Annotated in this window: 11 protein-coding genes; 7 read left to right on the forward strand and 4 right to left on the reverse strand. The window is 60.5% G+C overall.

From position 1 onward, the window contains the following. The first annotated feature begins 16 nt into the window (after positions 1 to 16). Genes Q5H31_RS02840 through pknB form a run of 6 tightly spaced genes read left to right on the forward strand, consistent with a single transcriptional unit; the run spans position 17 to position 8,188 of the window. The gene (locus Q5H31_RS02840) at positions 17 to 532 is read left to right on the forward strand and encodes an FHA domain-containing protein (RefSeq protein WP_003807267.1); all 516 of its coding nucleotides are present in this window, start codon (positions 17 to 19) and stop codon (positions 530 to 532) included. A gap of 5 nt (positions 533 to 537) precedes the next feature. After that, positions 538 to 2,151 carry a PP2C family serine/threonine-protein phosphatase gene (locus Q5H31_RS02845; RefSeq protein ID WP_055054930.1) on the forward strand — a complete coding sequence of 538 codons (1,614 nt, stop codon included), beginning with the start codon at positions 538 to 540 and terminating at the stop codon, positions 2,149 to 2,151. Beyond that, positions 2,148 to 3,731, forward strand: coding sequence for an FtsW/RodA/SpoVE family cell cycle protein (locus Q5H31_RS02850; RefSeq protein ID WP_042989663.1), 1,584 nt, complete (start codon positions 2,148 to 2,150; stop codon positions 3,729 to 3,731). The genes Q5H31_RS02845 and Q5H31_RS02850 overlap by 4 nt, the downstream gene beginning before the upstream one ends. Then, positions 3,724 to 5,190: a penicillin-binding protein 2 gene (locus tag Q5H31_RS02855; RefSeq protein WP_011742592.1), complete on the forward strand. Its 1,467-nt coding sequence runs from the start codon at positions 3,724 to 3,726 to the stop codon at positions 5,188 to 5,190. The genes Q5H31_RS02850 and Q5H31_RS02855 overlap by 8 nt, the downstream gene beginning before the upstream one ends. Then, complete coding sequence (locus Q5H31_RS02860) at positions 5,187 to 6,131, forward strand: serine/threonine-protein kinase (RefSeq protein ID WP_302457466.1); 945 nt, start codon at positions 5,187 to 5,189, stop codon at positions 6,129 to 6,131. Before Q5H31_RS02855 ends, Q5H31_RS02860 begins: the two co-directional genes overlap by 4 nt. Further along, positions 6,128 to 8,188 carry a Stk1 family PASTA domain-containing Ser/Thr kinase gene (gene pknB / locus Q5H31_RS02865; RefSeq protein ID WP_270306870.1) on the forward strand — a complete coding sequence of 687 codons (2,061 nt, stop codon included), beginning with the start codon at positions 6,128 to 6,130 and terminating at the stop codon, positions 8,186 to 8,188. The genes Q5H31_RS02860 and pknB overlap by 4 nt, the downstream gene beginning before the upstream one ends. A gap of 286 nt (positions 8,189 to 8,474) precedes the next feature. Here the strand turns inward: pknB and Q5H31_RS02870 are convergent, their stop codons facing one another. The 3 genes from Q5H31_RS02870 to Q5H31_RS02880 form a co-directional block, all read right to left on the reverse strand. Then, entirely contained in the window at positions 8,475 to 9,119 is a 645-nt protein-coding gene (locus Q5H31_RS02870; protein WP_195526713.1) for an aminodeoxychorismate/anthranilate synthase component II, read from the reverse strand. A gap of 81 nt (positions 9,120 to 9,200) precedes the next feature. Further along, a complete protein-coding gene (locus tag Q5H31_RS02875; RefSeq protein ID WP_302457467.1) occupies positions 9,201 to 10,295 on the reverse strand; it encodes a class E sortase in 1,095 nt (364 codons plus the stop codon). A 6-nt stretch (positions 10,296 to 10,301) separates the two neighbouring features. Beyond that, positions 10,302 to 11,081 carry a DUF881 domain-containing protein gene (locus Q5H31_RS02880; RefSeq protein ID WP_011742588.1) on the reverse strand — a complete coding sequence of 260 codons (780 nt, stop codon included), beginning with the start codon at positions 11,079 to 11,081 and terminating at the stop codon, positions 10,302 to 10,304. Between the two features lie 141 nt (positions 11,082 to 11,222). Here Q5H31_RS02880 and crgA point away from each other — a divergent pair, with 141 nt between their 5' ends. Next, positions 11,223 to 11,684 carry a cell division protein CrgA gene (gene crgA / locus Q5H31_RS02885; RefSeq protein ID WP_021913503.1) on the forward strand — a complete coding sequence of 154 codons (462 nt, stop codon included), beginning with the start codon at positions 11,223 to 11,225 and terminating at the stop codon, positions 11,682 to 11,684. Positions 11,685 to 11,863: 179 nt separating this feature from the next. Here the strand turns inward: crgA and Q5H31_RS02890 are convergent, their stop codons facing one another. Then, positions 11,864 to 13,138, reverse strand: a complete 1,275-nt coding sequence (locus Q5H31_RS02890) for a class I SAM-dependent methyltransferase (protein ID WP_035010404.1) — start codon at positions 13,136 to 13,138, stop codon at positions 11,864 to 11,866. Positions 13,139 to 13,439 lie beyond the last annotated feature (301 nt).

A 13,439-nucleotide genomic window follows, 5' to 3' on the forward strand; every position in this document is an offset into this window, starting at 1 on the left:
TGGAGAGCCGCCTTTTATGCTCACTGAATTAACGTTTGCGATCCTCAAGTACGGGTTTCTCGTACTGCTCTGGATCTTCGTGGCCTGTACGGTACGTTCGCTGTACAGGGATATCGAAACGCTCAGCCCGCGCAAGTCGCGGGCTCATCGTCGTAAGGAGCGTGCCGCGCGCAAGGCCGTCGAATCGCCTGCGCCCGTAGCCGCCGCAGCCCCTTCGGCAAGCGCCGCAACCAATGCCAAACCAACTCTGCTGGTCATTATCGATGGCCCCCTTGCCGGCAGTTCCGTCCCTCTGGCCGGCAACACCATCACACTTGGCCGTTCCGCTTCGAACACCGTGGTGCTGGATGATGAATTCGTTTCCTCCCACCATGCGCGCGTCTACACCGATCCCGCCACCGGCCGTTGGGCCATCGAGGATCTGGGATCCACCAACGGCACCGTCGTCAATCATCAGCGTCTGAACGCGCCGATGATTCTTGGCGCGCGCGTGCCTGTGCGCATCGGTGCGACCACCTTCGAATTGAGGTGACGTTTTTGCCGACTTCCACCGCTTCGCAACAATTGTTCATGTATTCCACCGTCGTCTCCGACGTGGGCACCGTGCGTTCCAACAACCAGGATTCCGCGTTCGCCGGCGAGCATCTCATCGCCATCTGCGACGGCATGGGCGGGCATGCCGGCGGCGACACCGCCTCCACCATCGCCATCCGGTCGCTGGCGCATATCGAACAGGACAATGTTGACGGCGACGTGCAGGTCGTCTCCCATATGATGGCGACTTCCGTCATGGCCGCGCACGACGCGATCGTCGGCAAAGCCAAGCGTGAGCGTCGTCTTGCCGGCATGGGCACCACCGTCACGTCCGTGGCGCTGGTCGCCGGCTGCTGGGTATTGGCGCATATCGGCGATTCCCGCGCGTATCTGCTGCACGACGGCCATCTGGTCCGCATGACCAGCGACCACAGCTACGTGCAGCATCTCATCGACACCGGCCGTATCAGCGAGGCCGAGGCGCGCAACCATCCGCAACGCAATGTGGTGATGCGCGTGCTGGGCGATTTCGACATCGATTCGCGCCCTGACATCGCCATCCGCAAAGCGCATCCGAGCGACCGTTGGCTGCTGTGCTCCGACGGCCTGTGCGGCGTGCTGGAGGATTCCACGCTTGAAGAAGTGCTGTCCACCTGCGCCGATCAAGAGGAGTGCGCGCAGCGGCTCGTATCGATGGCGTTGCGTGCGGGCAGCACCGACAACGTCACCGCGGTGATCGCCGACGCGACGCTCGCGCTCGACGCGGACGCGTTCGACCTGCCGCATCAGACGCCGCTGATCGGCGGCGCGGCCAGCGCAAGCTTGGAAACCATCGCGGACATCGTCAACGAACCGGTCGCTTCCGCCCCGCCTCTGCGCGAAGGCAAACAGTCGCCGGCGGCGCGCGCCGCGGCCCTGCGCAGCGGCAAGGATCCCAACGAGGAGCCGAAACAGCCGGAACAGCGCGTCGCGCAGCCGTCGTCGGTCCGCGAAGACAATGGCGACCGTGTCAATACCGATACCGGGGAAATTCCGATTGTGCAGAAGCGCAACGGGCGTATTTCCGCCGATCCGAACGATCCGGAAGTCGCCAAGGCGATTCGCAACGAACATATCGAGGAACGTAAGACGAAACGGTCGCGCAAATTCCGCAACCGCATCATCACCATACTCATCATCATTCTGGTGCTGCTTGGCGTTGCCGGCGTGGGCGTGGGCACCTACCGTTGGAGCCAAACCAAGTACTACATCGGCGACAACAACGGCAAAGTGGCGATTTTCCAAGGCGTGCCGACGAGCATCTTCGGTGTCAAACTGTCACATGCCGTCACCGACACCAATATGAAGACCAGCGATCTGCCGCCAAGCTGGCGCGAACAGCTTGACCAGGGCATCTCCTTCGACACATACGGCGAAGCGAAAAGCCATACCCGTCTGATCAAAAAGCAGCTGAACGATGCGAAGCGCAAGCAAGAGGCGAAGCAGCAGGAGAAGGCCGAAGCCGAGCAGAAGGCGAAGGACGAAGCAGCCGCCAAGCAGAAGCAGCAGGAGGAAGCGGCGAAAAAGACCGCCGATCAGGCCGCGCAGACCAACAAGTCGGGCGGTGACAAGTCATGATCGCAACACGCTTGAGACAGCTTGGCATGCTGCTGTTCAGCATGCTGCTGTGCGCGGTGGCGTTCTTCCAGATGTTTGAACGCACCACGAACGGCTTCCCGCAAAACTATGTGTGGATGCTCGCGTTCGTAAGCGCGCTGTTCCTGACCGCCTGGGGTCTGCTGCTGCGATTCCAGCCGCACGCCGACCAATCGGTCATGTGCTGCGTGCTGGTATTGACGGGCATCGGCGTCACGATGATCGCACGCCTCGACCAAGACACCAAAACCACAGTGGCGTTCCGACAGTTGCTTTGGTTGGCGATCGCACTGGTGTTTGCCAACCTGCTGGTGGTGTTCATGAGGGATTACCGCGTATTGCGGCGATTCTCGTACGTCAGCATGGTGATCGGCATCGTGCTGTTGCTGTCGCCAATGCTGCCGGTGGTCGGTTCCGAACAGTACGGCGCACGCATCTGGGTGAAGATTCCCGGCTTGGGATCGTTCCAGCCGAGCGAATTCGCCAAACTGTTCCTGGCGTTCTTCTTCGCTTCGTATCTGTTCGACCATCGCGACCAGCTTGCCGTCGGCGGAAAGAAGATTCTCGGCATCCAACTGCCACGCATCAAGGATATGGGACCGATCATCGTGGTGTGGATCGTCTCCATGGGCGTTCTGGTCCTGCAGCATGATCTGGGCACGTCACTGATGTTCTTCGCCATGTTCGTGTCCATGCTGTACGTGGCCACCGGGCGTAAAAGCTGGATCGTCATCGGATTCATCGCCTTCGCCGCCGGCGCGGTGGCGGCGGCAAGCATCTTCAGCCACGTCGGCTCGCGTGTGGACGCCTGGCTCCACCCGTTCTCCGCGGCTCAATACAACAAGGAATACGGCGGCTCATACCAGCTCGTCACCGGCATTTTCGGCTTGGCTTCCGGCGGTCTGATGGGCACCGGCCTCGGTCAGGGCCACCCGTCGATCACCCCGATCGCAAATTCCGACTACATTTACGCGGCATTGGGCGAGGAGCTGGGATTGACCGGCCTGATGGCCATTCTCATGCTGTATCTGCTGATCATCGCAGCCGGCATGATCACCGCGATGAAAATCAAGGACGGCTTCGGCAAGCTGCTTGCGTCCGGCTTGGTGTTCACCATGGCCTTCCAGGTGTTCACCGTGGTCGGCGGTATCACGCTGGTCATTCCGCTGACCGGTCTGACGCTTCCCTACATGGCGGCCGGCGGTTCGTCGCTGATCGCAAACTACATGCTGGCCGCGCTGCTGATCGTCATCTCCAATTCCGCGAACAGGCCGGAATCCGAGATCGACAGCGACACATTCCAGCAGGAAGCCGTCAGGGTGTTGCGCGAACGCGAGCGGAACCGTCGTACCGAAATCGCCGGCAATACGCGTTCGGGTGCGGCGAAGGCTTCGGCCATCCCGGCCGTGCCGGCAAGCCATGCGGGCGCAGCCGGGCAAGCAGGTCATGCCGTGCCCGCCAATCGAACCAGCCAAGCCGGCCAGACCGATCAATCCAATCCGACGATTCCGATAACCGGAGTCCTGCCGACGATCGACCAGCAAGGAGCATCGCATGAATAAGTCGCTCCGCCAGCTGTTCACCATCGTGGTGGCCTTGTTCGTCATTCTGGGCATGTCCACCACCATCATCATGGCCATCCGAGCCAACCAGCTCACCAACGACGCACGTAACGTCCGCGCGCTGTACCACGAATACGGCGCACCGCGCGGGTCCATTCTCGCCGCGGACGGATCGGTCATCGCAAAATCCGATCCTTCCAACGATTCGTTCTCGTACCAGCGTTCCTATTCCGCCGGCGAACTGTATGCGCCGGTCACCGGATTCTTCTCCATCAGCCAGCGTGGCTGGAGCGGTGTCGAAGCGTCCCGCAGCTCGCTGCTGTCGGGCCAGTCGGAGCAGCTGCTCTGGCAGCGGTTCAAGTCACTGTTCACCGGGCAGGAGAACAAGGGCGCCAATATCGAAACGTCCATCGATCCGAAGATTCAGCAGGCCGCATACAACAGCCTCGGCAGCACGGATGGCGCCGCAGTGGCCATCGAGCCGAAAACCGGCCGTATCCTCGCCATGGTCAGTACGCCCAGCTACGACCCGAACCAGCTGGCCAGCCATGACATGAGCCAGGCGAACAGCAACTACGGCGTGCTGTCCCAGGACGCCACCAATCCGATGCTCAACCGAGCCACTTCGCAGCTGTATCCTCCGGGGTCCACGTTCAAAACGGTGGTGGCCGCCGCGGCTTTGGAAACCGGCCAATACCAGCCGGATACGCAGATTCCGGCAGGAGCAAGCTACACGCTCCCCGGCACCGTCACGCAACTGACCAACGCCGTACCGCAGGCCGACGGCGCTGACGGCAAGATCTCCATGGAGGACGCGCTGGCATATTCGTCGAACACCGCGTTCGCCCAGTTGGGCGTGTCGTTGGGCGACAACGCCGTCTCGTCCATGGCCAAGAAACTTGGTTTTGACAGCCCGATTACCGTGGACGGTTCCGATTACACCGGAACCCCGTGGGTGTCGGTCACGTCGAAGTTCCCCACCGACATCAACGACGACAAGCTCGCATTGGCGTCTATCGGCCAGGGAGACACCGTGGTGACACCGTTGCAGAATGCTATGGTGGCCGCCGCCATAGCCAATGATGGCAAGCTTATGCAGCCCACGCTGGTCGACCGCGTGCGTTCCGCCGACTTGTCGGTCATTTCGCAGACCAAGCCCACGGTCATGTCCCATGCGTTCAGTGCGGATACGGCCAACAAGCTCACCCAGATGATGGAGGCCGTGGTCACCAAGGAGAACACGAATCTGGCCATCAACGGCGTGCAGGTGGCCGTCAAGACGGGTACCGCGCAGATTGGAAACGGCAATACGTCCATCGACGGCTGGGTGATCGGATTCGCACCGGCGGACGATCCGAAGATCGCGGTGGCGGTCGTGGTGCATAACGTGGACCTGTACGGCTCGTTCGCGGCAGGACCGATTATGAAAGCAATGATGCAGGAGGCGCTGGCAGAATGAAACTGGTTGAAGGACAGCTCATCCACCGACGCTACAGGTTGGATTCCCGCCTGGCCCAAGGTGGTATGGGTGAAGTGTGGAAAGGCTATGACATCCAACTTGGACGTCCGGTGGCCATCAAGGCGCTACGTGGCGATTTGGGCGTCACCCAGGAGGCCAAACTGCTTCGTCTGCGCGCGGAAGCCCATAATTCCGCCAATCTTGCGCATCCGAACATCGCTGCGCTGTTCGAATATTACGAGCATGACGGCATCGGATTCCTCATCATGGAATACGTGCCGAGCAAGTCGCTTGCAGACCTGTACCACGAGCAGAACGGCCCGATGGACCCGATCAAGCTGCTGCCGATCCTCATTCAGACCGCACGCGGCCTGTTCGTCGCGCATTCCCATGGCGTGATCCACCGTGACGTGAAGCCGGCGAATATCATGGTGTCCGATTCCGGCGAGGTGAAGATCACCGACTTCGGCGTCTCCTACTCCACCAATCAGGAGCAGATCACGCAGGACGGCATGGTCGTGGGCACCGCGCAGTACATTTCCCCGGAGCAGGCGCAGGGCAAGCATGCCACGCCGCAATCCGATATCTATTCGCTTGGCGTCGTCGCCTATGAGGGCCTGTGCGGACACCGTCCGTTCACGGGCGCCACACCGGTCGACATCGCCGCAGCACATGTCAATAATCCGGTTCCGCCGCTGCCCGACACCGTCGATGTGCAGTTGCGTGAATTCGTCATGTCGATGTTGGCCAAGGACCCGCTGGACCGTCCGAAGGACGCGCTGGTGGTGTCACGCACCCTGTCCCGCATCGAACGCCGTCTGCTCGACCAGCAGACGCAGCTGGCCGACACGATGATCGTCTCTTCGGGAGGAAGGCTTCCCCGACGTGTGGTCAGCAAACCCCATATCTCCGTGAGCAATGATTGGAAGGAACAGGGATGAACATCAACATGCCTACCTCTCTGGCCGGGGGCCGTTATCAGCTCGGCCAACTCGTCGGCCGTGGCGGCATGGCCGAAGTGCATGTGGCGACCGACACGCGTCTGGGGCGTACCGTCGCCGTCAAGATCATGCGCGCCGATTTCGCCACTGACAGCATCTTCCTTGAGCGTTTCCGCCGTGAAGCCCATTCCGTCGCGCAGATGAACAACCCGAACATCGTGAACATCTACGATTCGGGCGAGGAAACCGTCACCACGGAAACCGGCGAGATCGAGCATCTGCCGTATCTGGTGATGGAGTACGTCAAGGGCCAGACCCTGCGTGACATCCTCAAGGTGAATGGCGCGCTGAGCCAGCGCGACGCCGAGCAGGTGATGATGGGCGTGCTCAACGCGCTCGAATACTCGCACCGCATGGGCATCATCCACCGCGACATCAAGCCCGGCAACATCATGATTTCCGAGCAGGGCGTGGTCAAGGTCATGGACTTCGGCATCGCCCGCGCGATCGACGATTCCGCGGCCACGATGACGCAGTCGCAGGGCGTCGTCGGCACCGCGCAATACCTGTCTCCGGAGCAGGCGCGCGGCGAAAGCGTCGACATGCGTTCCGACCTGTATTCCGCCGGCTGCGTGCTGTACGAAATGCTCACCGGCCGGCCGCCGTTCACCGGCGATTCGGCGGTGGCGATCGCCTACCAGCATGTGTCGGAAGTCGCCACTCCCCCAAGCACGATCGTGCCGGGCCTGCCGAAGATGTGGGATTCGATCTGCGCGAAGGCGATGGCCAAGGATCGGCAGAACCGTTACGCCACCGCTTCCGAGTTCAAGAACGATCTGCTGACGTTCATGAACGGCGGTGTGCCGATGGCTGCCGCGTTCAACCCGTTGACCGACCTGACCAACATGAAGGCCCGCAAGCAGGCCGAAATGGATGCCGCCACCGTGCCCATGGCGCCGGCGACGGATGCGCCGACGCAGGCGTTCAATCCGGTCACCGGCCAGTTCGAGGCCGTGCCGAATCCGAATGTCGGAGTCGAAACGAAGACCCGTGCGGAACAGCGTGCCAAGGCCGCGCAGGAGCGCAAGAAGAAGCAGATCATCATTGCTTCCGTAATCGGCAGCATCGTTGTTTTGCTGGCCGTCATCGGTATTTTCTTCGCGTTGAACGGGCATAAGAACACTGCGGATCTGGTGTCCGTGCCGGACTTCACCGACACGTCGAACATCTCCCAGGCGCGTGTGGAAGAACAGCTTAAGACCCTTGGTCTGAAGCTTGACGCCCGTGACGATGCCACGTCCAGCCAACCGAAGGGCACCATCACCAAGCAGAACCCGAAGGGCGGTAAGAAGGTGGCGAAGGGCTCCACCGTCTCCATATGGTTCTCCACCGGCCCGCAGGCGGTCAGCGTGCCTGACGTGTCCGGCAAGACGCAGGAGGAAGCGAAGGGCATTCTTGAGGCGGCAGGCTTCAAGATCGGCAATGTCATGACCGTGGACAGTGCCTCCATCGAGAAAGACAAGGTGGTGAACACCAATCCGGCCGCGAATTCGAAGCAGACCAAGGGCACCATCATCACGCTGTACATTTCGTCCGGCATGACCAAGATTCCGGATGGTCTGGTGGGCCAGGCCAAGGATTCGGTCATCGCGCAGCTCAAGCAGGCTGGTCTGACGCAGATCACCATCGAAAGCGAGTATTCCGATTCGGTGCAGTCCGGTGCAGTCACCCGCATCGATCCGGGTTCCGGCAGCACCGTCGAAATGGGCACCGCGGTGACCATTTGGGTGTCCACCGGCAAGCAGCAGGTGAGCGTGCCGTTTGTTACCAACTCCACACTTGCCGAAGCAAAGAGCATTTTGGAGGCCGCCGGATTCCAGGTAAGTGTCAACGGGCCACAGGACGACGATGCGACCGTCGTGTCGATGTCTCCGAATGGCGGCAGCCAGGCCGACAGCGGATCGACCATCACGCTGACCACCAAGAAATCGTCCAGCGACACGAACAACACCGACACGAACAACAACGGCAACACCAACAACCAGCAAGGCAACTAACAAAATCAGGGGAGGGAGCGGCTCGAAGCCGCTCCCTCCCCTTTCTCTTTCCCTCAAAAAACAAAAGCAGCCGAAGGCAGCTCCATAAAGCCAAAGGAGCTTTGCTTCCCGCAGGTCCTGTTCACGACCGTAAGCTTGGCCGAACGGCCTTGAGTGTGTCGTGAACAGGACCTGCGGGAAGCAAAGCGGCGCCGCAAGCAAGCAACACTGCGAGCCAAACAGCAGCCATCACCCATCACTCATTCATCGCAAAAAATCGCAATTCAGCAAGCTCAAAAAAAGAAAACTACTCGCTCACCTTAGGCTGCAATCCAATCGACTTCTCAACCGCGGAATCCTGCCCGCACACCTTCAGCCAGTTGGCCAGCAGACGGTAGCCGTCCTGGGTCATCACGGATTCCGGATGGAACTGCACCGCGTACATCGGCTTGCTGCGATGCTTGATGCCCTGCACGATGTGGTCGCCCTGCGTCCACGCGGTCACCACCAGATCGTCCGGCACGGACTCCGGTTCGACAGCCAGGGAATGGTACCGTGTGGCGACCATCGGGTTGGCGACGCCTTCGAAAATCTCATCGTCGATATGCTCCACCAAACTGGTCTTGCCATGCATGATGGTCGGCGCGTGGCTCACGGTGGCACCGAACACTTCGGCGAGCGCCTGCATGCCTAGGCATACGCCGAACATCGGCTTGTCGAGCTTCGCGCACAGGCGGATCATGTCCTCGCTGGCGCCGGATTCGGCCGGAGCGCCGGGGCCAGGAGAAATCAGCACGCCGTCGTATTCGTCAATCACGCCCGGCTGGGACGGGTCGATCGCGTCGTTGCGCACCACGGTCACCGTGGCGCCGAGCGTCTTGAGATAGCCGACGATCGTATAGACGAACGAATCGTAATTATCTACCACCAGAATGCGTGCGGAATCGGTCATCATGCTCCAATCAACGTTTGAACAGCAGTGTACGTGCGTTCCGTGCCGCAGCAACGTCCGCGTCTCACGCAGCGGCAGCCTTTAGATGGCCGTGTAGTTCGACATCTCCTGCAGCATCGGAATAGTCGACGCGGCCCACGGGAACAGCCATTCGAAGCACGATGCGGCCGCTGCGAAAACCAGCAGCAGCACCAGCAGCAGGCGGATCGGCAGCACGCCCGGCTGCAGTCGCACCAGGCTGCCGTACAGGCTGAAATCGGCCTTCTTTCGTCTTCCTGCGCGCACGTCGGCGAGATACGGCCATCGCCAGGCGACGGCGGCGGAAATAAATATGATCACGTATGCGGCGAGCGCGCCGAAGATCCACGGTTTCAGCGTATCGATCGACGACAGGAACGACGACTGTTCGTTGTTGACGAATTTGACTGTGCCGTTGGCGTTTTGGGAGGCCAGTTCCTGTGGGATGCCGTCGGAGACCTTCGCCCAGTAGGAGAATTCGGCGTAGCTGATCCAGCGGTGCGTCGGCGTGGAGTATTTCGGTTCGCAGGTGGTCATGGTCAGCATGCGTTTGGTCGGTGTTGCGCCGGGGTTTTCGGGGTTGGCCGCCACCACTTCGGTCTGTGTCGGCAGCACGATTTTGTAGCTGGTGTAGTGGTACACGTACCAGTAATCCTGCGTGCGGACGATGATCGGGTCGCCTTCCTGCAGTTTGTCGACGTCGCCGAGCGGCTGCCCGTAGCCGTTGCGGTGGCCGGCGAATGCGAAGTTGCCGACCTGGCCGGGCATCTGCGAATCCGTGTAGTGGCCGAGGCCGTGCTTGTTGAGCTGTGTCAGGTCCGTGCCTTCCACCAGGTTGCGCTGCCATTGGCTGCCGAATCGCGGTATGTAGATTTGGGCGATGAGTTCGCCTTCCGTGGCGCTTTGCGGCTGTACAGGCGGGTCACCCTGCTGTGCCTTCGCCACGGTGACGTTGCCGGACTTTCCTAGATCGGACCAGGATACGGATTGGCGGGTTTCGATCTGGTTATGCTCCGACTGCACGCCCGTCCACCACATCTGCCATGCGATGTACAGCGCGCAGATGGCGGCGGCGGTCAGCATGAGTTCGGCGAGGATGCCGAGTATCGTCCACAGCGCGCTTTTGGTGCGTCCGCCACGGCTTGCCACATATTTCATCGATTGTTATTTCCCCTCTTGCGAGTCGCCGTTCTTGTCGTTTTCGAGCGCTTTCGCATACTGCAACGGCTGCTGCAACGCGTCGGTCGCGTCGAAATGCAGTTTCGTTTTCTCGTCGACCTGCCATCCCAGGCCGAACGCGCTCACGTACTGCTTGTAGATGGACACTTCCTCGGAATCGTCGAGCGCTTTTCTCATGCCCTCCACTGGTCCGATCGCCGAGATTTTGAACGGCGGCGAATACTTCTTGCCTTGCAGCAGCAGCACGTTGCCGGAGCAGCGTACGGCGGAATTGAACAATACGCGCTGGTCCATGATCTGCATGGATTCGGCGCCTCCCGCCCACAGCGCGTTGACCACGGCTTCGATGTCCTGCTGGTGCACCACGTAATCGTTGATGTTGGCGCTGGATCCGTTGGCGTCGACCATGTTCTCCCATAGCGGCGAATCGTCGAGCGTCACCACCAGTCCCGGGCCTTCCACGGCGGGGAGCATGGTGCCGTTGCCGGCGCTTTCGCTGTCTTGCGATCCGTCGGCGTTCTGGCTGTCGAGTGTTTTGCTCAGATCGTTGACTCTGGTGCTCAGCGCATCGATTTCGGACCGTAGCGAGTTCACTTTTTTCACGCGCTGTTCCACGAGTTCGGCGGTATCGTTGCTCACCACCACGGAACGGTTGACGCGCAGGTTGGTGGACAGCAGGAATCCGGAGAACAGCAGCACGAGGAACGCCGCGACGCCGGCCGCCTTCGACCGTTTCGCGCTGTGCTTTCCGGTATGCTTCGCCATACGCGCCTTTCCAAACCTGCCTGAATCCGCCGGGTTTCACTGAACAATTGTCCTGATTTTGAACAGTTTTACGCCGTGAGTTCGCCGCTTTCGAGTCTACCCACTATTATGACTTTTAGCCTATTAAAGGAGACTATGCTGATGGCTGACGAAGAGCTGCACGAAACCACCGCGGATGACCAGAAGGATCTGCAGTCCGCCGACGACACCGCTGCCGTCGAGGAAACCACCGAAGATGTCGTCGACAAGACTTCTGTTGACGAGGACCAGTCCGACGATGACGATCTCGATATTCCTATGGACCGTGTCGAAGCGGTGCTGAACGCCACCGTTGATAAGGATTCGCTGTCACCGCAGATGCAACGCATGATGAACCGTCAGGCGGAGAACACCCGCCGTGTGGAGGAAAGCATCAAGGGCACCAAGTCCAACCCGCGCTGGTTCGTGCCGCTGTTCTGCGCGCTGATGATCATCGGTCTGGTGTGGGCCGTGGTCTACTACCTGACCACCGATTATCCGATTCCGCACATCGGCGCTTGGAACCTGGCCATCGCGTTCGCAATCATCATGGTCGGTTTCATTATGACCATGTGGTGGCGCTGAGTCGGTTTTCTCCGTTTCGCCTATTCCATCGAAGCTTATGTAAGAGACGCCGGGTCCATTGCGATCCGGCGTCTCTTTTATCCGCTTCAACCACTTTACTTACCGCGTCTGCATCGCCCCGCTTCAGCTTTAGGAAAAGCGGTTTCCTGTCGAGTGGAAAGCCGCCGCTTACCCGCCGATTATCTGCTGATTTTTGCCGTCCGAATCAGCACGTGGTCGCCGCCTTGCATGGTGGTGCCGAACAGGTAGGCGTCGCCGCCGTCGGCGAGCTTGAGTTTCTTGCGCAATTGCGGCGCGGTGAGTGGGAAATTACGCACGGCGATGTTGGCACGGTCCAAGCCGGACAGCAATCGCTTCAGCTCCTTCTTGCCCATACCGCCGATCGTTTCAATCGCAAAACCGCGCCCCGGAAAACCATCGACCGGCTCGTCCGATACGAACAGGTGGCTGCTCGGGCCGATCTGCACCGCCCCGAATCGCGCTTCCACCACGTCGAAGCAGCCGGCCTTCATGATCGACGCGTTCGGCTCGTACAGGTAACGCAGCTCGTGCGGCAGCGGCGCGTCCCCGATGCGCAGGCCGCGCGTATAGGCGGCCGCATCGTAGTCGAGCCGCTGATCGTCGTTCACGCAGTACACGTGCGGCGCGCGCGTGTCTGCCGCTGCGGCATCGGACGTTATCCCGGCAACCTTGCCGTCCAGCACCAGCAGCAGTTCCTTGCATTCGTTGCCGGTGGAGACGATGTGCACTTCGGCCACAGTGCCCGCGAAATCGTCGACCGCCTTGCGCCAGTCGAGCATCGGCGACAGTTTGATCATCACATATCGCGCCTTAGCCAGCAGCAGATCGCGCAGCGCCAGCACGTCGGGCGTGCAGTCCTCGATCGCGTAGGTGCGGGCGCCGTGCTCGTCGCGGCGGGCCGGGTCGATGTAGATCAGCTGCGCCGGCTCCATCGCACGTAGGTATTCGACGCCGTCGCCGCACACCACCTGTGCTTGCGTGAGGCCCAGCGCCGCCATATTGTGCGCGGCCAGTTCGCATAGATGCGATTGGCGTTCCACGTACGTGGCGTGACCGAATCCGCGGGCGAGATATGAGAAATCGACGCCGAATCCGCCTGTCAGGTCCGTCATGGTCGCGTCGTTGGCCGTCTGTCCCGCCGATTGCGGCAGAGATCGCAACAGACGCCGGGCGATTTCGGCCTTGTATTGCGCTGTGAACTGCGATGAGCACTGTTCCATGGAAATATGCGCGGGATAGACGATATCCGCGCAGGCGGCCCATTGCGGCAGTTTGTTGCGGGCGATTTGCCAGCCCGCGATCTGGTCGAGCGCGGCCGGCAGGTCGAGGTCCGCCGTCCGTTTGGTTTTGAGCGCCAGGTCACGCACGTCTTCATTGCGATGCGCCTCGGCGAAGGCGCGCGTCACGTCGTTGAGCAGTGGTCCGTCACTCATGGTTCCTCTCCCCTTCTTCGCAAGTATCTGCCATGTCGCACGCATATCGTCGCACGCGTATCCTGCGTCCGTGGCGCATCGGTATTGCGTCCTTGTCGATTGCCTTCGTCATCTTATCTTTCCTGTGGATAACAAGTGGACAAATGTGGATGAATGTGGATAACGCCCATATTTTGTGCCTGAGTCAACGTCGCACCACGAAATATCGGCGGCGATTTTCCCCATTTTTGTGGGGTGTGGATATCGGTTATCCACAATTTTCACATAGGAAATTCCTTATGTTCCGCCATTTTGTGAATAT

Origin of the sequence: uncultured Bifidobacterium sp., assembly GCF_959020155.1 — a bacterium.
Classification (GTDB): Bacteria; Actinomycetota; Actinomycetes; order Actinomycetales; family Bifidobacteriaceae; genus Bifidobacterium.

Coding starts and splice junctions, on each gene's coding strand:
- Q5H31_RS02840 (WP_003807267.1), top strand. CDS start 17: ATGCTCACTGAATTAACGTTTGCGATCCTCAAGTACGGGTTTCTCGTA.
- Q5H31_RS02850 (WP_042989663.1), top strand. CDS start 2,148: ATGATCGCAACACGCTTGAGACAGCTTGGCATGCTGCTGTTCAGCATG.
- Q5H31_RS02855 (WP_011742592.1), top strand. CDS start 3,724: ATGAATAAGTCGCTCCGCCAGCTGTTCACCATCGTGGTGGCCTTGTTC.
- Q5H31_RS02860 (WP_302457466.1), top strand. CDS start 5,187: ATGAAACTGGTTGAAGGACAGCTCATCCACCGACGCTACAGGTTGGAT.
- pknB (WP_270306870.1), top strand. CDS start 6,128: ATGAACATCAACATGCCTACCTCTCTGGCCGGGGGCCGTTATCAGCTC.
- Q5H31_RS02870 (WP_195526713.1), bottom strand. CDS start 9,119: ATGACCGATTCCGCACGCATTCTGGTGGTAGATAATTACGATTCGTTC.
- Q5H31_RS02875 (WP_302457467.1), bottom strand. CDS start 10,295: ATGAAATATGTGGCAAGCCGTGGCGGACGCACCAAAAGCGCGCTGTGG.
- Q5H31_RS02880 (WP_011742588.1), bottom strand. CDS start 11,081: ATGGCGAAGCATACCGGAAAGCACAGCGCGAAACGGTCGAAGGCGGCC.
- crgA (WP_021913503.1), top strand. CDS start 11,223: ATGGCTGACGAAGAGCTGCACGAAACCACCGCGGATGACCAGAAGGAT.
- Q5H31_RS02890 (WP_035010404.1), bottom strand. CDS start 13,138: ATGAGTGACGGACCACTGCTCAACGACGTGACGCGCGCCTTCGCCGAG.